We start from the raw sequence: 18,485 nt of genomic DNA on the forward strand, positions 1-18,485 counted from the left end.
GAATGACCCCATGAGAGAAATTCAAGTGCGACCGGCATTGATTGGCACTATAGACATGTTGCCCCTAGATTTACTCATGGCAGTCAATGTAGTCCGCCCGATCGAGACGTGGTACTGACGGCCAAGCAACAGGACCTGTAATGGCAGCGCCCGATACGGAAAAGACAGCTGACCGGCAGAAACCGCAGCCACCGCTCGCCGGCATCCGCGTGATCGAGCTTGCCCGCGTGCTTGCCGGTCCCTGGGCAGGCCAGATGCTCGCCGATCTCGGCGCCGACGTGATCAAGGTCGAAAACCCCGAAGGTGGCGACGACACCCGCACCTGGGGACCGCCCTTCGTTACGGGCGCCGATGGCGAAAACCTCTCGGCCGCCTATTATCACTCGACCAACCGCAACAAACGCTCGATCGCGGTCGACCTGAAGACGCCGGAAGGCCAGGACACGGTACGCCGCCTCTGCGCCTCTGCCGATGTCGTCATCGAGAACTTCAAGCGCGGGGGCCTTGAGAAGTACGGCCTCGATTACGAAAGCCTGAAAGCGATCAACCCGAAGCTCGTCTACTGCTCGATCACCGGCTTTGGCCAGAACGGCCCCTATGCCGATTTCGCCGGCTATGACTATATCGTCCAGGGCATGTCCGGCTTCATGTCGATCACGGGCGAAAACGACGGCGAGCCGATGAAGGCGGGCGTCGCCATCGCCGACATCTTCACCGGCATCTATGCCGTGACCGCCATCCAGGCCGCCCTGATCCACGTCATGAAAACAGGCCAGGGCCAGTTCGTCGATATGGCGCTGCTCGATGTCATGTCGGCGGTGCTCGCCAACCAGAACATGAACTACCTGATCTCCGGCAAGCCCCCGACCCGGCTTGGCAATGCTCATCCCAATATCAGCCCCTATGAAGTGGTGCCGACATCAGACGGCCACCTGATCCTCGCCGTCGGCAATGACGGGCAGTTCAAGCGCCTCTGCACCATCCTCGGCATTCCCGCTGTTGCTGAGGACGAGCGCTTCGCCACCAACAAGGCACGCGTCGCCAACAAGGTCGAGGTCCGCCGCATCGTCACGGCAGAAACCGTGAAATGGTCGAAGCGCGACCTGCTCTCCGCCTGTGAAGCAAACGCCGTGCCGGCCGGGCCGATCAACTCGATCAAGGAAATGTTCGCCGACCCGCAAGTTCAGGCACGTGGCCTCAAGATCGAACTGACCGACGACAAGGGCACCGTGATCCCGAGCGTGCGCACGCCGATCGTGCTCTCCGAGACACCCCTGCGCTACGAGCGCCCGAGCCCGCGCATCGGCGAACACGGCGAAGACATTCTGGCCGAACTGGCCGAGCTGAAAAGGAAGACGCAATGAAGAGAACCGGCGGAGCCCTGATCGTCGAAGCCTTGAAGGCCAACGGCGTCGAGCGCGTGTCCTGCGTTCCCGGTGAAAGCTATCTGGCCGTGCTCGACGCGCTGAAGGACAGCGGCATCGAAACGCTGGTCTGCCGCCAGGAAGGCGGCGCCGCGATGATGGCCGACACCTGGGGCCGCCTGACCGGCAAGCCCGGCATCTGCATGGTGACCCGTGGCCCGGGTGCGACCAACGCGTCTGCCGGCCTTCATGTCGCCAAGCAGGATTCGATCCCGATGATCCTCTTCATCGGCCAGATCGGTCGCGACATGAAGGAGCGCGAAGCCTTTCAGGAAGTCGAATACCGCCGCGCCCTCACCGAATTCGCCAAATGGGTGGGTGAGATCGATGACGCCCGCCGCATCCCGGAATTCGTCACCCGCGCCTTTGCGGTTGCCACCTCCGGCCGCCCCGGCCCGGTCGTGCTGACGCTGCCCGAGGACATGCTGCTCGACGAAGTCGAAGCCCCGGAAGCCAAGCCCTACACGCCCGTCGAGGCTCATCCCGGCCCGAGGCAGATCGTCGCCCTCGGCGAAATGCTGAAGAGCGCCAAGCGCCCGATGGTCGTTCTCGGCGGCACACGCTGGAGCGAGACCTCGGTCGCCGGCATCCAGGCCTTTGCCGAAAAGTTCAAGCTGCCCGTCGGCTGCTCCTTCCGCCGCCAGATGCTGTTTGATCACCTGCATCCGTCTTACGCCGGCGATGTCGGCATCGGCATCAATCCGGCGCTGGCCAAGGAAGTGAAGGAAGCCGATCTCTTGATCCTGCTCGGTGGCCGCTTCTCCGAAATGCCCTCGTCCTCCTACACGCTCATGGACATTCCCTACCCGGCGCAAAAGCTCGTGCATGTGCACCCAGACCCGTCCGAACTCGGCCGCGTCTACCGCGCCGACCTGGCGATCTGTGCCGCGCCTGAGGAATTCGTCGCAGCACTCGCATCGCTCGGTGCACCCACCGCCCCGACATGGTCCGAGCGCACCGAGACCATGCACACCGCCTATCTCGCCTGGTCGACACCGCCCAAGGCAGGACCAGGCGCCGTGCAAATGGGGCCGATCATGGACTGGATCGAAGCCAACACGCCGAAGGACGCAATCTTCACCAATGGCGCCGGCAATTATGCCACCTGGCTGCATCGCTTCCACCGCTTTCAGGCCTTCAACACCCAGGCCGCCCCGACCTCCGGCTCCATGGGCTATGGCCTTCCGGCAGCCGTCGCTGCCAAGCAGTTGTTTCCTGAGCGTGAAGTCATCTGCTTTGCCGGTGACGGCTGCTTCATGATGCATGGCCAGGAATTCGCGACCGCCATCCGCTACAGCCTGCCGATCATCACGCTCGTCATCAACAACGGCATGTATGGCACGATCCGCATGCACCAGGAGCGCGAATATCCGGGCCGCGTCAGCGCCACGGATCTGACCAATCCCGACTTTGCGGTACTCGCCAAGGCCTATGGCGGCCACGGCGAAACCGTCGAAAAGACCGAAGACTTCGCCCCCGCCTTCCTGCGCGCCCGCGCCTCAGGCAAGCCCGCGATCATCGAGATCAAGCTCGATCCGGAAGCGATCACGCCGACGCGGACGTTGAGCCAGATCCGTGATAAAACGGCCTGAGCGCAAAGTCGCAGGCAAGTGGACAGACGCCGGACGTGGCGTCGACATCAATTTGATGCCGCGTCCGCTGAACAGCCTAGCTACAGCAATCCTTTGGCACGGAGGTCAGCAGCAAAGGTTGCGAGCGGCATGACCAGTGTCAGCGGCTTTTCACGAAGCGGCTCGGCTCCGAAGGACGCATACCAATGGGCAGCCCGCTCGTCCTTGGCATCGATAAGCAAGAGAATTCCGCCGCCTTCTCCAGCAAGACGCAGGCAACGCAAGGCAGCGGCAGCAAGCAACTCCCCTCCAAGCCCCTGCCCTGCCACGCCGATATCCGTTGCCAGACGCGCCAACCGGAAACCGGGCACCTCGTGCCGCGCCATGCCCTTCGTCATTGCAGCTGGCACGGTCTCGTGCGCCACAGAGCATGGGGCGATGGTATAGAAGCCTAGAATGCGGCCAGGTCTTGCTGTGTCGATTGCGCAAAACGTCTTGGCGGCGTTATGCTCATGGCTCTGTCGGGCAAAACGCAGCAAAAACTCGTTCATCTGCGCATTACCGCAATCGAACGAAGCCCGATCATGGGATTTGCCAATCGGTTCTTCGTGCCAATGCGGGATCCTCATAGAGTATCCGGCAAAGCCGCGATCGCGGCCCGCAGCTTGGCATTGGGCTTGGGCGGATTTTCCAAAAGGGTCAGGATTCGCAAGTGATCTCGTTCCGAAACCTGAATCGCTTCCGCTTCGGCAATCACCGCCTCTGCTTCCCGCAAGGCAGATTGCGTGACAAAATTCGTCAGGTCGGTATTGCGCAGCATCGCCGCCCGCAACAGCTTCGATTTCGCCGATGCGGCGATGCGAAGGCTCATGCGTTCATTGTCCTCGACAACTGCTCTCGGCATGGGCACCTCCATTTTTACTGCCTTATCCTACCGTAGCCACTCTTGATGGTCAAATGTACACCTTCAAAACGTACGAACAGCCAAAATCCGTGGCATCGGCAGCAACCCGGCTGGATCTATGCCAATCCCGGTGACAGGAGCCTATAGGTCGCCATCATCGAGACCTTTTATTACTGTCTCAACAAAAAACCCGGCGGATCAACAGGATTCACCGGGTTTCTGATTCAAACCGTCAATAGGATCAGATCGCCGCCGTGACGATGAACTCGACCTTGTAGTCCGGGGTCGCGAGGGCGGCTTGCGAGGTGGCGCGGGCCGGCGGGTTTTCCGGATCGATCCAGGCTTCCCAGACAGCGTTCATTTCGCCGAAGGTCGACATGTCCGAGAGGTAGATGATCGTCTGCAGGATCTTCGACTTGTCCGAACCGGCAGCGGCCAGCAGGCGGTCGACTTCGGCAAGCGCCGACTTCGACTGCTCGGTCACGGATGCGCCTTCGCCAACCTGGCCGGCGAGATAGACGGTGTTGCCGTGGACGACGGCGCCGCTCATGCGCTTGCCGGGCTCGATACGCTTGATGCTCATACTAGGTCTCCTGATTGTTCTGATAAAACGGAAGCACGACGCATTGTTCTGACGCGCCGAAAAACCTCCAATGGGGTGATAGCGATTAGCCGCGCTGACGCTCGGCGTGCTGATAGATGGCCGTCGAACGTGCGCCTGAACGGCAATAGCCGAGCATCGGCGCATCGAAGTCTTCCAGAGCGTCCACCATGTCGGAGACGGCTTCTGCGGTGACACCCATGGGGCCGACCGGGACATGCTTGATCTTGAGGCCAAGGGCCTCGGCACGCGCTGCTATCTCGGAGAAATCAGGCTGGCCCATGTCCTCTCCATCCGGGCGATGGCAGACAATGGACTTGAAGCCCATGGACTTGATGACATCCAGGTCCTCGACCGTGATCTGGCCGCTGACCGAATAATGCTCGTTGATCTGCCTGATATCCACCGGGGCACCTCTTTTTCAATCTTGGGCCAGACATTTACGACGGGGCAGCCGAAGCGTCAATTGCCGAGGCCTGCGCCAAGGCCCCCTATTCAATTGAAAAAGACAGGCCATATTGCCGGCTTTCACCGGGAGCGAGCATGACGAATTCACCCTGTTTTTCAAGCTCATATCGCCCGATCCAGCGGTGGGACACCGGCTCGATCCCCAACACATGGGCAGGTGCCTTCTGGTTGCGCCAGACCTGCAGATAAGGAAGCGTATTCGTCTTAAAGCGCACGCGCAGGCTCTTGCCATTGAGCGCGGCGATCGGTCCGAGCCGTATCTCGGCCCATTCGTCTTCTCCGGCGGACACGCAGAAGATGCCGCCGTCTGCCTGACCGAAGGTCCAGGGAAAGCCGCCGCCCTCCAGCATGCCCCCTTCGAGGCGAACGTCAGGATCAAACAGCCTGGCTCCGATATTCATGTGGTACATCAGAAAGACCGGGTACGGATTTTCCCCGACATTGGTGACCGTATCTTCCAGCATCACCAGACCACTTGCACCACTTCGGCGCCAAGTACGGTCGAGCCGCGCACGTCCACCATCAGCAAGAAGGACAGGAACCACAGCACGGCAGATCAGATCATCACCATCCTGCTCCTGATGAACCATTTCGGCCGGATGGGAAGAAAAGGAGCCGTGCAGGGGAAACGTACCGGCCATACCGCCCGGAAGCGGCTCGGGATGGCGGATGTGATCCGGCCCGCAGGTGAAGAGAAATCCCTGCAGCGAATGATCGATACGCGGGTCGCCGTCATCCGGTATCGCTCGTCCCGGGGCAAGATCAATGCCATCGACAACGCAGGCGCCGATATCGAGAACGGACTTGTCATCAAGCGAAAGCACGGGCCCGACAGAGCCACCAAAACGGATCATGAGAATTTCTCCCGCCACAGCCTCAATGCCTGCGGTCACCATCAGTGATCAAGCAAATTTGAACCCACAGCCCTAGCGACTGCGCATTCGGCCATCAAATGGCATCTGGATATGCGTTTTATCAAACGGAACATCAGATAATTACGTTCCCCGCCGGTTGGAAGGAAAGCGAGGCGCCGCTGGCGGAACAAGCCAGAGGTGCCATCTTAAGCTCTTCTTCACCATGGGTTCACCTTTTCCATATTAGTGTCAAAGTTCTAGCGTTTGTCCTCGACAAAGATGAGGAAGCCCAACGGTGTTTGAAATCAGAAAGTCGGCCATACTTGCTGCGACCCTTGCCGCCTTTGCCGGCGGCATAGCGATTCCCGCCCAGGCCCAGCAGGGCTATGGCTATCGCTCTTCCCCGACGCTGTTGGTCACACCGGAAGGCGACATTCTCGATTATGTGCCAGAAGCTGGCGAAGTGATCGTCAGCCGCGACCGCAACGGTCGTCGTATCCTGATCGATCATTTCGGCAATCTTGTTGCCACCGAGATCCCGGCGGAGAGCTATTTCCCGCGCCAGCGTCAGGCTTCGATACCGAGCGTTTATGAGGATGACTATCGTCAGCAGTCCCGTGGCTGGGAGGATGATGTTGTTACCGGCACGATACCGGACCCGGACCCGATCGAACGACGCCCGCTGAGCGGCCTCGACAGCAACATGCCCTATGGCGGGCCAGACCTGCCGCCGCAGCCGGAAACGACACCACAGCAGATTGTCACCCCCGACATCCCGGTCAAGAGCGATTTGTCGCGACTGGAAATCGTTGCCTTGCAGGTCTTTCTCGATCGCCAGGGCATCTCGCCCGGCGTCATCGACGGCAAGATCGGGCAGAACGTCAACAAGGCAATCGTTGCCTGGGAACAGATGACGGGCGAAACGCTCGATCCAAACAATGCGGAGGATATCCTCCAGCGCCTGCGTCTGTCCGGTGGCCTGGCAATCACCAATTATACAATCACCGCCGGCGACGCCGCCGGTCCCTTCGTGGCCTCCATTCCCGATGACTATGGCCAAAAGGCCCAGCTTCCAGCGATGTCTTTCACGTCAACGGCAGAAATGCTCGCGGAAAAGTTCCATATGGACGAACGCTTCCTGCGGGAACTCAATCCCGGCGTCGATTTCACCATCCCCGGCACCATCATCAAGGTCGCCGATCCCGGCCCTATCAAGAAAGGCAAGGTCGCCCGCATCGTAGCCGACAAGGGACTGAAACAGGTCTTCGCCTATGGCGAAGACGGCGCCCTGATTGCTGCCTATCCCGCGAGCATCGGCTCTGCTGACACCCCCTCGCCTTCCGGCACGGTGACCATCGAGCGCATCGCCCTCAATCCGGGCTATACCTACAATCCGAAGATCAATTTCAAGCAGGGTAACAATGACCGGGTTCTGTCCATCCCGCCGGGCCCGAACGGACCGGTCGGCACGGTATGGCTCGCCCTGTCAAAGCCCACCTACGGCATTCACGGCACACCGGAGCCCTCCAAGATCGGCCGCACACAAAGCCATGGCTGCATCCGACTGACAAACTGGGATGCGACCGAACTTGCGAAGATGGTGACGCCGGGTGTCACGGTCGAGTTCATTGATTGAATGCGGCACATGACAAAGCCGCCGGGAAAACACGGCGGCTTGATTTTTCAGCAACCGATAGCGTTCAAGCAGCACTTCTGACCAGGCGGAACAGGCGTTTCGGCGCTTGGCTGCGAACGACCCTGACCGGCAGCAGCCGCATGACCTCCTTGGCGAAAGCCTGAGAGTTTTCGCGGGCCTTGTCGAGATTGCTGATTTTAGATGGCTCCATCGAATAAAGCGTCCCGCCACAGTCAAAGATCTCGCGGAAGGCCGTGCGTTCGGCAATCGGTGTGTTGATGACATTGACGCCTCGCGCTGCCAGCAGCCCCTTGATCGTCAGCAATGCACGCGTCGTCACCATCGAGGTTACCCGCGTGAGAACCACGGAATGCGGAATGACCAGCTTGCCGGTGTCTTCCATCAGCTTGATGAGGTCCAGGATCTGCGCGCCACCCTTGGCATCCATGGCGCAGCCCTGGACAGGGATCATCACGTGATCGGACAGTCCGATACCCGTCGTGACCATAGCGTCGCGAGCACCCGCAAGATCCATGATGATGTAGTCGCTCGTGCGCGAAAGTTCGCGGATATGCCCCTGCACAGACGCAACCGACACCTCGGAAATCACCTCGATATTGTGCTGGGGACCGGAGATTTCATACCATTGCGTGATCCACCGCTGGGGGTCGGCATCAAGTATTGCAACGCGGTATCCCTGATGGGCAAGTTCCGTGGCGAGCAGCAGGGCTGCAGTTGTCTTGCCGGCGCCGCCCTTGGCATTTGCAAATGAGATGACGGGCATTCTGTATCCTCGACTGGGTCTGTCCGAGCCGGTCATTGCTCTGCGGGCACCCTGCATCGGCGCTTCGTGTATCCATTCTTTCTAATTATGGTTAACAAACTGCAAACGAGCAGCCCCTCTGCCCTCCCTAAAATTGGTGTAGTCCGCCGGAAGACCAGGAGATTTCCCTGCACTTTCAGTGACATCAACACGAACGCAGGTTCCGGTCACGAAAACGGCCCGCATCGCTGCGGGCCGTCGCAGTCATGACAAATATTAACGCTCAGAAGCAGTCGGCGAACAACTGCTTGGTGTTTTCAAGTGTCATCTTGACCGGATTGCCACCGGCGCTCGGATCTTCGATCGCCATGGCCGAGAGTTCGTCGATCCGGTCATTGGCAATGCCCATGGCGCTCAGATTGGCCGGCACATTGAGTTCGGCGCGCAGCGCCAGCACGTAATCGTAAAAGCCGTCAAAGCCGCCGGCGATGCCGAGATAGGCAGCCGCGCGCTCGATCTTCTCCTCGATGACATGGCGGTTGAACTTCAGGACTGGCGGCATCACCACCGCATTGGTCATGCCGTGATGGGTGTTGTAGACGGCGCCGATTGGATGCGACAGCGCGTGGATCGCGCCAAGCCCCTTCTGAAAGGCAACCGCCCCCATGGCTGCTGCCGACATCATGTTGGTCCGGGCTTCGATATCGGTTCCTTCATGATAGGCGCGCGGCAGGAATTCCTTGACCAGCCGCATGCCTTCGAGCGCAATGCCCTGGCTCATCGGATGATAGAAGGGCGAGGAATAGGCTTCCAGGCAGTGCGCGAACGCATCCATGCCCGTACCCGCCGTGATCATCTTCGGCATACCAACGGTCAGTTCCGGATCGCAGATGACGACGCCGGGCAGAAACTTTGGATGGAAGATGATCTTTTTCACATGCGTGACGGAATTGGTGATGACCGAAGCGCGACCGACTTCCGAGCCGGTGCCCGCCGTGGTCGGCACGGCAACGATCGGGGCGATCCCGTCGGAATTGGCACGGGTCCACCAGTCGCCGATATCTTCGAAATCCCAGACGGGCCGGGTCTGGCCGGCCATGAAGGCGACGCACTTGCCGAGATCGAGGCCCGAGCCGCCGCCGAAGGCCACGACGCCATCGTGACCGCCATCCTTATAGGCCTTGATGCCGGCCTCAAGGTTCTTCTCGTTCGGGTTCGGATCGACATCGGCAAAGAGCGCGCGGCCGAGGCCAGCCTCTTCCAGCACATCGAGCGCCGTCTGCGTGATCGCCATCGGCGCAAGGCCCCGATCGGTGATCAAGAGCGGCTTCTTCATGCCGAGCGACTTGCAGGCGTCCGCCAGTTCCTTGATGCGGCCACGTCCCATCTTGACGGCGGTGGGGTAGCTCCAATTGGCGACGATGTTCATTTCGTGACTTTCTTCAGGTGGTAGGATTTCGGACGGGTAAGGTTCTGGAAGCCGAGCACGGAGAGCGAGCCGCCCTTGCCGGTTTCCTTGACGCCGGTCCAGCAGAGCGCCGGGTCGAGATAGTCGGCGCGGTTCATGAAGACGGTACCGGTCTCGATGTCACGACCGATGCGGGCAGCGCGTTCGGGATCCTGCGTCCAGAGCGAGGCGGTCAGGCCATAGGGGCTGTCGTTCATCAGTTCGAGCGCCTCATCGTCGCTCTTCACCTTCATGATGCCGACGGCCGGGCCGAAAGTCTCGTCCTTCATGAAGGTCATGGAGTGATCCACGTTCACCAGGACCTGCGGCATGATATAGGCGCCGCCATCATCTGCCGGAAAGAGCTTGGGATCGACCAGCGCCTTGGCGCCCTTCGACACGGCATCGGCGATCTGCTCGCGCACGACCTTGGCAAAGCGCTTGTTGGCCATCGGGCCGAGCGTCGTTTCCGGATCGAGCGGATTGCCGAGCTTGTAGTTCGACACCCAGGCGACCGACTTCTCGACGAAGGCATCGTAGAGGCTCTCATGCACATAGATGCGCTCGATACCGCAGCAGCACTGGCCGGAATTATAGGTGGCACCATCCATCAGCGTATCGACGGCAGCGTCGAGGTCTGCGTCTTCCATGACGTAACCCGGGTCCTTGCCGCCGAGTTCGAGGCCGAGACCGGCAAAGGTGCCGGCAGCGGCGCGCTCGATCGAACGCCCGCCTTCTACCGAACCGGTAAAGTTGATGAAGTTGAAATTGCCAGCCGCGATCAGCGCAGACGTGGTCTGGTGGTCGAGGAAGAGGTTGATGAAGACATCGTCGGGAACACCGGCTTCGACGAAGGCGCGCACCATGCGCTCGCCAACGAGAAGCGTCTGGGTCGCATGCTTGATCACGACGGTATTGCCCGCCATCAGCGCTGGCGCGATTGTGTTGATCGCGGTCATGTAGGGATAATTCCACGGCGCGATGACGAAGACGACGCCATGCGGCTCGCGTTCGATCCGGCGCTCGAAACTGTCGCTGGCCTCAACGACGAGCGGCGCCAGCGCATCGGCGGCGATTGCCGCGACATAGTTGGAGCGCTCGTTGAAACCCTTGTATTCACCGCCATAACGCACCGGACGGCCCATCATATGAGCCAGTTCCGGAACCACCTCATCGGCCATCTCGTTGAGACGGGCGACACCCTTCAGCACCAGCTGAACACGGTCTTCGAGCGGCCTGCGTGCCCAGGCCTTCTGCGCCTTGCGCGCACGGGCCACGGCCTCGCTTGCCGCTTCCAGCGACATCGCCGGTCGCTCGGCGTAAACCGATCCATCGATCGGCGAAATGCATTGGATCATCGTCATTCTCACTTGCTCCTTCGAGCTAAGCAGACTTTCGTTGGCAAACCAACGATTCATCCGCTTAGCGTCTTTGTTTTGTCGCAGGTTCTCATCGTAAAACCGTGGGACACTTTTACGGAACCTGCTTAGCAGGCCAGTACTTTCACATGCCCCGCCGCGCCATAGGTCAGAATGGCGCGATCGCGGGTCACGATCGTCAAATCATAAGACCGCGCGGTGGCGATCAGGATGCGGTCAGCCGGATCGCCATGCAGCGGTTCGGGCAGGAAGGAGGCTGAAACCAAGACCTCCGCCGACAAGGGAACGGTACTGATATCGAAGCGCACGCACGCAATTCGAAACCACTCCGCCGGCGGACGTTCAAGCACGATCCGTCCCTTGGCAACCAGCATTCCAAGCTCCCAAGCCGAGAATGGCGACGCAAGTACAGTGTCCACTCTGGACGGCATGAAATCCAGAACATCTAGCAAGCCCTTGGAAACCGGCATGTCATGGGCCAGATAGATGATCGCGCAAGTATCCAGAAGATACCGTTCAGTCGTCATCGTAAACCTTGGCCCATTCGGGATCAGTCGGCGCCGTGAGATCAGTTCCCGGCATGATCGTGATGGTTCCCTTCATGCAGCCACGGACACGCTCGTAAAAGCTCAGCCCCGCCTCATTGTCCTTCTCGGTCATCAGATCGCCAGACATATCCTCGACGGGTTTGCGACCGGGTCCGCTTGCATACCCCTCCTGCCCCTCTTCCGCGAAACCGACAACCTCCCCGCGCCGCTTGGCAGCAACCACCGCAAGCGGCACACCCAAATAGGCGGCGATCCGGTCCTGCTCCTCGGCACTCATCTTCCGCTCGCCCCGCAGCATCCGTGACACCGCACTCGGGTCGAGACCAAGCTCCCGCGCCATGGCGCGAAGAGAACGGCCTTCCTGTTCGAGCTGTCGATAGAACCAGGCACTGTCGATCATGATGCACCTCCGGACTGTTGTGATTTTACCAGCCCGTGGTTCTCACCGCAACAACCTCAGGCCCGTTCAAAGCCGCGCGCCACCTCCCAGTCGGTGATCCGACGGTCATATTCCTCCTGTTCCCATTCGGCAGCGCGGACATAGTGGTCGACCACATGATCGCCGAAAGCAGCCCTGAGCATGGCCGAATCCTTCAACGTTTCCGTTGCCGCCCGCAGTGTGCGCGGGATCTCGCGAACACCCTGCGCCCCATAGGCATCGCCGGTGAAAGCGGGCTCAAGTTCCATCTTCTTCTCGATGCCGTCTATGCCGGCGGCCAGCAGCGCTGCCATAGCGAGATAGGGATTGAGATCGGAGCCGCCGACACGGCACTCGACACGAATGCCCTTGGTACCATCGCCGCAGAGACGGTAGCCCGCGGTGCGGTTGTCCTTCGACCAGATCGCCTTGGTCGGCGCAAAGGTGCCCGCCATGAAGCGCTTATAGGAGTTGATATAGGGCGCCAGGAAATAGGTGATTTCCGAAGCGTGGCTGAGCAGCCCGGCCATGTAGTGCTTCATGGTGTCCGACATGCCGTACTGGCCCTTCTCGTCAAAGAAGAGCGGTGTCTTGCCATCGGCGGACCACAGCGACTGGTGGATATGCGAGGACGAACCGGCGGCATTGTAATGCCATTTGGCGAGGAAGGTGATGGCCTTGCCCTTCGACCAGGCGATTTCCTTGCAGCCATTCTTGATGATCACATGCCGGTCGGCCATGGACAGGGCGTCGGCATAACGGACGTTGATCTCTTCCTGCCCGGCAGAGGCCTCACCCTTGGAGTTTTCGACCGGGATGCCGGCCCCCTGCAGGCCCTTGCGGATCGCCCGCATCACATCCTCTTCCTTGGTCGTCTGGAAGATGTGGTAATCCTCGTTATAGCCCGACACCAGCTTCAGGTCGCGATAGCCCGAAAGCCGCGCCTCGTCATAGGTCTGGTCGAAGAGGAAGAATTCGAGTTCGGTCGCCATGAAGGCCTTCATGCCCATGGCTTCGAGCCGGGCGACCTGCTTCTTCAGGATCGCGCGCGGCGAATGCGGCACTTCCGCATGGGTCGCATGGTCGAGCATGTCGCAGAGAACCAGCGCCGTGCCTTCGAGCCAGGGAATGCGACGCAAGGTCGAAAGATCCGGCTTCATCGTGTAGTCGCCATAGCCCTTCTCCCAGCTCGTCGCCTTGTAGCCGGAGACGGTTTCCATCTCCATGTCGGTCGCGAGCAGATAGTTGCAGCTATGGGTTTCCTTGTAGGCGCTTTCAACGAAATACTCCGCCTGGAAGCGCTTGCCCATCAAACGGCCCTGCATGTCCACCTGGCACGCTAGAACCGTGTCGATGCGCCCCTCGGCGACGTCCTTTTTCAGATCTTCGAATGTGTAAGTGCTCATCTCGGTGTTCCCAGGGCAGCGCTTGGCTCATGCCGTCTTGTTTGTGAGGGTGACCCGGCAACAAGCCGGGCCACCGCTTCCGTTGATCAGCCGTAGCGGTAAGGCTTGCCGGCCTTTTCCATGTCGGCATTGTACTTTTTCAGGATCTCGACAACCTTGCCGGTACGCTCTGTCTGCTGGGCGACTTCGTCCCAGAAAACGAGAGCTGCTTCTTCGACAGTCTTCCATTCGGCATCCGGAATGCTCGTCAGTTCCAGACGGCCACCTTCAGCACGCAGGCGGGCTTCGCCGCCCCAATACCAGTGCAGACGCTTGTAATGGGAACTGTCCATGCACATCTGCCAGAGCGTCTGCAGGTGCGGCGGGACCTCGTTCCAGCGATCGGCATTGGCAAAGAACGAACCGCACCAGCCGCCCGACACGTTGTTGGTCAGGAAGTACTTGGTGACATCGACCCAGCCGGAGGTGAAGACTTCGGTGATACCGGACCAGGCAATCGCGTCGATTTCACCGGTCTGCATGGCGACCGGCACGTCTTCGAACGGAATGGTGACCGGCACGATCCCGAACTGCGAGAGGAATTGACCGGCCGTCGGGAAGGTGAAGACGCGCAGGCCCTTCAGGTCATCGAGCTTGGTGATTGGCTTGTTGGTCGCAAAGTTGCACGGATCCCAGGCGCCGGCAGACAGCCACTTCACACCCACTTCCGAATAGGCCTGATCCCAGATTTCGGCGAGGCCATACTCGTAGAACAATGTCGGGACATCGAGGCTGTAGCGCGAGGCGAAGGGGAAGTATCCCCCGAAAACCTTGATGTCGACGGGCGAGTTCATCGAGTCGTCGTCGGACTGGACGGCGTCGATGGTGCCGGCCTGCATGGCGCGGAACAGTTCGCCGGTCGGAACCAGCTGGTCGGCGGTGAAGAGCTGAATTTCCATCTCGCCGTTCGCCGCCTTGTTGAAGGCGTCAACCGATGGACGGATGACGAATTCTGCCAGAGCTGCACCTGCATAGGTCTGCAGGCGCCAGGTAATCTTGCGGTCTTGCGCCTTCACATAAGGTGCCGCCAGCACGGCGGGCGTGGCCATGGCTGCGGTCTTGAGAAATGAACGTCTGCTGTTTGTCATTGTCGTTCCCTCTGTTTCTTGTTTTCGTCCAAACCCGCTGATTGAAATGTTCGGCAGGTCGTGCAGGTATCGGGCCCGTTTCCCGGGCCTCTTGTCGTTCGAAACTCAGCCCCTCAGATAGATCTGGCTCGGCAGCCAGGTGGCGATCTGCGGGAAGAGCATGAGGATCACCATCCCGAGCATCATGATCAGCACGAAGGGGAAAACCGATCGATAGATGTCGATCAACTTGATTTCGGGCGGTGCCATGGCGCGCATCAGAAAGAGATTGTAGCCGAAGGGCGGTGTCATATAGGCGATCTGGCATGTGATCGTGTAAAGCACGCCATACCAGATCAGCGGGTTTTCGATCCCCAGATCCAGTCGACCGACCAGCGGGATGTAGAGCGGTGCCACGATGACGAGCATGGCGGTGTCATCGAGAAAGGCTCCCATCACCAGGAAGGACAGCTGCATCAGGATCAGGATCTGCCAAGGGGACAGGCCGAATTCGCCAAGAAGCAAGCGTTCGATGGCGCGACCGGCACCCAGCCCGTCGAAGACGGCGCCAAAGCAGAGCGCGGCAAGAATGATCCACATGAACATGCAGGAAATGCCAAGCGTCTGCTCGAGCACACGGTTCCAGACCACCTTGGTCAGGCGCCCCTTGAACCAGGCGGCAAACATGGAGGCTAGCGCGCCAACGGCTGCACTTTCCACGAGGCTGGTAATCCCCATCAGGAAGAGACCCATCATCATGAAAAACACGAGGAATGGCAGGATTCCGGCCCGTAGAAGCTTGAGCTTTTCCGAAAGCGGCATGTTGCGCTCTTCTTTGGGAAGAGCTGGACCCAATGCCGGATTAAGGCGGCAGCGGATGATGATGTAGATGCAGAACATTGTTGCCAGCATCAGGCCGGGCAGAACACCGGCAAGCCAGAGCTGGCTGACAGGCTGGCGGGCGATCATGCCGTAGAGCACCAGAACGACACTTGGCGGAATGAGAATGCCGAGCGAGCTACCGGCCTGGATGACGCCGGAAACCATGATCTTGTCATAACCACGGCGCAGCAGTTCCGGTAATGCGATGGTGGCGCCGATCGCCATGCCGGCAACCGAGAGGCCATTCATCGCCGAAATCACCACCATCAGGCCGATGGTCCCGACGGCCAGACCACCCGGCATGCCGCCGAACCAGACATGGAAGGCCTTGTAGAGGTCTTCGGCGATGCCGGATTCCGACAGCATATAGCCCATGTAGATGAAAAGCGGCAGCGTCAGCAGCGGATACCACTTCATCAGCTTCATGCCGGCGGAGAAGCCCATTTCGAAGCCACCATTGCCCCAAAGAAGTGCAGCAGCAACGACGCCGACGAAACCGATGACGGCAAAGACCCGCTGCCCCGTCAACATCGACATCATCATCGACGTAAACATCAGGAGCGCGATCATTTCATAGCTGAGATAATCGATCACGCGATCGGCCTCCCCATTGCGAGTGCCAGATCCTTGATGAAAATCGAGGTCGCCTGGAGGAATGTGAGGACGATACCAACGACCATGACGATCTTTACCGGCGCCATGTAGGGCGACCAGGCGGAATAGCTCGTCTCGTTATAGGTTAGCGCATAATTGGTGCTGGAAACCCCGCCCCAGAGCAGGAAAAACAGGTAGACGAACAGCATGAGGATGGTGACGGCATCGACCATGGCCTTGGTTCGCGGCGACCATCGCCCATAGAGCAGATCCATACGAACATGGCTGTCGAGCTGCAGCGAATAGGCCCCGCCGAGCAGGTAATAGCCTGCCATGACGAACTGGGCCATTTCGAAGGTCCAGTGCGCCGGCACGAACAGGTTCTTGGAGATCGACGAATAGAGCAGGATGCCCATCAGGACAAAGACGCCATACATCACGATCCGTCCGATCCGGCGATTGAAGGCATCGACGATCCGCACATAGGTCTTCAGCGCTTCAGGCATTGAACCGTCCCGCCTCTGGGGCGCCTGCCGCGAGCCTGTTTGTGTCCGTATCCCCTGTCATATCTGCTGGCATCCGTTCCCTCTTTGTCTTTGGCTTGCCGAGATTGCTTAGGTTTTATGCCATGCGTTCCAGCGCATGGGTGATCAAATGGGCGAGATAATCCGCCACCTCGCGCTGCCCCTGATCATTGTCGATGAGATCATTGCGGACCTCGATCATGACATTCAGGTGACCATAGGGAAGCGCATGCAGCCTGAGCGAATGCGTGACGCCGTCAACCGGGCCATAGGGCTCGTTGCGGGCGACGCGATAAGGACCGCTTGCGGCCTCTGTGAGCATCATATCCGCCAGCCGACTGTCATCGTCGTGAAGAATGCCGATTTCCACCGCACGCCTTTCCCCGAAGTATACGGGCGTGAAGCTATGGACCGTGACCAAAACCGAAGGGCGTCCGCTGGCTGTTCTCAGCTGGAGTTCCGTACTGATCCGGTCATGAAAGGGCACATAGAAAGCCGCAGTTCGCGCATACCGTTCTGCGACGGTCAGATCGACATTGCCGGGGATTTGGTAGACCTCGCTTTTCACCGGCATGGCCGCCGGTGATTCCGGCGGGCGGTTGCAATCATAGAGAAGCCGCGAAAATCGCTGAAATATCAACAGGGCATCCAGACGGTCGCGCAATTGCCGCGCAACGGCAAGGGCACCGGGATCCCATGCGATATGACTTGCCAAGGCTTCGGGAGAAAGTCCCAGGTCTCCAGCGGAGGCAGGCAGATCCCGCGATGCATGCTCGCAGACCAGAACCACAGGGCCAGCTGCCGTAGCGTTTTCAACGGCAACGGCAGGGCCGTCCATTTCGGCAAGTATATCCGCCCTCAGGAGCATTTCGATTTTTCCCCGCGCCCTCTTCTGAAGGCTTGTTCATTACGAAAAGAATTCTTCACGATTGCTCCCCTGTCAATTCCATTCTGAAAAATTCTCTTCAAATCTCTCATTGACACAATCGTGAACGGGAGTCTTAATCTCAGTCAGGGTCGGCATAAGATCGCCCGAGGGGAGACGTTCTGATATTGGTCCACGCGTCAAAGACTGTGTCTGACGTGATTCAGGCTCATTTTGAGGGTCTGACACGAGCGGAACGACAGCTGGCTGAAAGCCTGTTGGAGAACTACCCAGTATCGGGACTGGGTAGCATAACGACTGTCGCCGACAACGCAGGCGTCTCGACACCGACAGTCGCCCGCATGGTGCAGAAGCTGGGCTACAAGGGATATCCCGAATTCCAGGCGCATTTGCATCAGGAACTGGAAGCCACGATTTCCAATCCGATTGCAAAACACGACCGCTGGGCCGCCAACGCACCCAACCAGCATATCCTCAATCGTTTTGCAGATGCCGTTATGGCAAACTTGCGCAGCTCCCTCGGTGAGCTGAAGACCGCAACCTTCGATGACGCAGCACGCATGTTGGGCGATCGCAAACGAAGCCTCTATTTCGTCGGCGGGCGCATTACGGGGGCCTTGGCGGAGTATTTCTTCACCCATATGCAGGTGATAAGGCCCAAGACGACATTGATGACCTCGAACGCAAGTGCCTGGCCGCAGCATGTCCTGAACATGCAGCCCGGCGATGTGGTGATCATCTTCGACATCCGCCGCTACGAAGCGGACCTGACGACCCTTGCGAAAGTGGCCCGCCAGAACGGTGTGGAGATCATCGTCTTCACCGACCAGTGGACATCACCGGTTGCCCAGCACGCTCGCCACTGTTTCAAGCTGCACATCGAAGCGCCCTCGGCCTGGGACTCCTCGGTTGTGACGCTTTTTGTTGTCGAAGCACTGATCGAAGCGGTTCAGAGCGCGTCCTGGGACGAAACGCGCGAACGCATGAACACCCTCGAAGACCTTTTCGAACAATCACGGCTCTTTCGAAAGCCGCGATGACAAGACCAACGCAAAAGCCATCGGAGGAACACAG

At 59.5% G+C, this 18,485-nt stretch carries 19 protein-coding genes; 4 read left to right on the forward strand and 15 right to left on the reverse strand.

Annotation, left to right across the window (positions count from 1 at the left end; translation table 11 throughout):
• Positions 1-140: 140 nt before the first annotated feature.
• Complete coding sequence (gene caiB / locus FE840_RS15710; RefSeq protein WP_138286424.1) at positions 141-1,364, forward strand: succinate--glutarate CoA-transferase; 1,224 nt, start codon at positions 141-143, stop codon at positions 1,362-1,364.
• Complete coding sequence (locus FE840_RS15715; protein WP_138286425.1) at positions 1,361-3,016, forward strand: thiamine pyrophosphate-binding protein; 1,656 nt, start codon at positions 1,361-1,363, stop codon at positions 3,014-3,016. Before caiB ends, FE840_RS15715 begins: the two co-directional genes overlap by 4 nt.
• 80 nt (positions 3,017-3,096) lie before the next feature.
• Here FE840_RS15715 and FE840_RS15720 read toward each other — a convergent pair whose 3' ends face one another.
• From FE840_RS15720 to FE840_RS15740, 5 genes are all read right to left on the reverse strand, one after another.
• Positions 3,097-3,624 carry a GNAT family N-acetyltransferase gene (locus FE840_RS15720; RefSeq protein ID WP_138286427.1) on the reverse strand — a complete coding sequence of 176 codons (528 nt, stop codon included), beginning with the start codon at positions 3,622-3,624 and terminating at the stop codon, positions 3,097-3,099.
• On the reverse strand, positions 3,621-3,899 hold the full coding sequence (locus tag FE840_RS15725; protein WP_138286429.1) for a type II toxin-antitoxin system TacA family antitoxin: 279 nt from the start codon (positions 3,897-3,899) through the stop codon (positions 3,621-3,623). The genes FE840_RS15720 and FE840_RS15725 overlap by 4 nt, the downstream gene beginning before the upstream one ends.
• 241 nt (positions 3,900-4,140) lie before the next feature.
• Positions 4,141-4,482, reverse strand: coding sequence for a RidA family protein (locus tag FE840_RS15730; protein WP_138286430.1), 342 nt, complete (start codon positions 4,480-4,482; stop codon positions 4,141-4,143).
• 85 nt (positions 4,483-4,567) lie between these two features.
• A complete protein-coding gene (locus FE840_RS15735) occupies positions 4,568-4,906 on the reverse strand; it encodes a protein tyrosine phosphatase family protein (RefSeq protein WP_138286431.1) in 339 nt (112 codons plus the stop codon).
• A gap of 85 nt (positions 4,907-4,991) precedes the next feature.
• The gene (locus tag FE840_RS15740) at positions 4,992-5,822 is read right to left on the reverse strand and encodes a DUF4432 family protein (RefSeq protein WP_138286432.1); all 831 of its coding nucleotides are present in this window, start codon (positions 5,820-5,822) and stop codon (positions 4,992-4,994) included.
• Positions 5,823-6,117: 295 nt separating this feature from the next.
• Between FE840_RS15740 and FE840_RS15745 the strand changes: the two genes are divergently transcribed.
• Entirely contained in the window at positions 6,118-7,458 is a 1,341-nt protein-coding gene (locus tag FE840_RS15745) for a L,D-transpeptidase (protein WP_138286433.1), read from the forward strand.
• Positions 7,459-7,522: 64 nt separating this feature from the next.
• Here the strand turns inward: FE840_RS15745 and FE840_RS15750 are convergent, their stop codons facing one another.
• The 10 genes from FE840_RS15750 to FE840_RS15795 form a co-directional block, all read right to left on the reverse strand.
• Positions 7,523-8,242, reverse strand: a complete 720-nt coding sequence (locus FE840_RS15750; protein ID WP_171033671.1) for a ParA family protein — start codon at positions 8,240-8,242, stop codon at positions 7,523-7,525.
• A 262-nt stretch (positions 8,243-8,504) separates the two neighbouring features.
• The gene (locus FE840_RS15755; protein ID WP_138286436.1) at positions 8,505-9,650 is read right to left on the reverse strand and encodes an iron-containing alcohol dehydrogenase; all 1,146 of its coding nucleotides are present in this window, start codon (positions 9,648-9,650) and stop codon (positions 8,505-8,507) included.
• A complete protein-coding gene (locus FE840_RS15760) occupies positions 9,647-11,032 on the reverse strand; it encodes an aldehyde dehydrogenase family protein (protein ID WP_138286437.1) in 1,386 nt (461 codons plus the stop codon). The genes FE840_RS15755 and FE840_RS15760 overlap by 4 nt, the downstream gene beginning before the upstream one ends.
• Positions 11,033-11,154: 122 nt before the next feature.
• The gene (locus FE840_RS15765; RefSeq protein ID WP_138286439.1) at positions 11,155-11,574 is read right to left on the reverse strand and encodes a type II toxin-antitoxin system VapC family toxin; all 420 of its coding nucleotides are present in this window, start codon (positions 11,572-11,574) and stop codon (positions 11,155-11,157) included.
• Positions 11,564-11,995 carry a helix-turn-helix domain-containing protein gene (locus tag FE840_RS15770; RefSeq protein WP_138286440.1) on the reverse strand — a complete coding sequence of 144 codons (432 nt, stop codon included), beginning with the start codon at positions 11,993-11,995 and terminating at the stop codon, positions 11,564-11,566. Before FE840_RS15770 ends, FE840_RS15765 begins: the two co-directional genes overlap by 11 nt.
• 56 nt (positions 11,996-12,051) lie before the next feature.
• The gene (locus tag FE840_RS15775; RefSeq protein WP_138286441.1) at positions 12,052-13,419 is read right to left on the reverse strand and encodes a glutamine synthetase family protein; all 1,368 of its coding nucleotides are present in this window, start codon (positions 13,417-13,419) and stop codon (positions 12,052-12,054) included.
• 86 nt (positions 13,420-13,505) lie between these two features.
• The gene (locus FE840_RS15780; protein ID WP_138286443.1) at positions 13,506-14,546 is read right to left on the reverse strand and encodes a TRAP transporter substrate-binding protein; all 1,041 of its coding nucleotides are present in this window, start codon (positions 14,544-14,546) and stop codon (positions 13,506-13,508) included.
• 105 nt (positions 14,547-14,651) lie between these two features.
• On the reverse strand, positions 14,652-15,977 hold the full coding sequence (locus tag FE840_RS15785; RefSeq protein ID WP_138286748.1) for a TRAP transporter large permease: 1,326 nt from the start codon (positions 15,975-15,977) through the stop codon (positions 14,652-14,654).
• A 20-nt stretch (positions 15,978-15,997) separates the two neighbouring features.
• A complete protein-coding gene (locus tag FE840_RS15790; protein ID WP_138286444.1) occupies positions 15,998-16,507 on the reverse strand; it encodes a TRAP transporter small permease subunit in 510 nt (169 codons plus the stop codon).
• 115 nt (positions 16,508-16,622) lie between these two features.
• Complete coding sequence (locus FE840_RS15795) at positions 16,623-17,393, reverse strand: N-formylglutamate amidohydrolase (RefSeq protein WP_138286446.1); 771 nt, start codon at positions 17,391-17,393, stop codon at positions 16,623-16,625.
• Between the two features lie 185 nt (positions 17,394-17,578).
• On the opposite strand from FE840_RS15795, the gene FE840_RS15800 reads away from it, so the two are divergent.
• Positions 17,579-18,451, forward strand: a complete 873-nt coding sequence (locus FE840_RS15800) for a MurR/RpiR family transcriptional regulator (protein WP_138286447.1) — start codon at positions 17,579-17,581, stop codon at positions 18,449-18,451.
• The last annotated feature ends 34 nt before the right edge of the window (positions 18,452-18,485 follow it).

The organism is Peteryoungia desertarenae (assembly GCF_005860795.2).
Lineage (GTDB): Bacteria > Pseudomonadota > Alphaproteobacteria > Rhizobiales > Rhizobiaceae > Allorhizobium > Allorhizobium desertarenae.